This is a genomic window from Bacillus sp. EKM202B, from assembly GCF_011066025.1.
GTDB classification, from domain to species: domain Bacteria; phylum Bacillota; class Bacilli; order Bacillales; family Bacillaceae_G; genus Bacillus_A; species Bacillus_A toyonensis.
Genome location: NZ_JAAMNK010000149.1, coordinates 1 through 215 on the forward strand (window position 1 = coordinate 1; position 215 = coordinate 215).

General features: G+C 47.9%; 1 tRNA gene. It reads left to right on the forward strand.

The features are described from left to right. Positions 1-139 precede the first annotated feature (139 nt). Positions 140-214 (forward strand) — tRNA-Gln (locus G9F74_RS29810). The last annotated feature ends 1 nt before the right edge of the window (position 215 follow it).

A 215-nucleotide genomic window follows, 5' to 3' on the forward strand; every position in this document is an offset into this window, starting at 1 on the left:
CGAAGTGGCTAAACGCGGCGGACTGTAAATCCGCTCCTTCGGGTTCGGCAGTTCGAATCTGCCCCCCTCCACCATTTTCTTTAAAATAACCTGAGAGGGTTTATTTTTTTGAGAAGATAAGCATACTAGTAAATATTAATGGGCTATAGCCAAGCGGTAAGGCAACGGACTTTGACTCCGTCATGCGCTGGTTCGAATCCAGCTAGCCCAGCCAT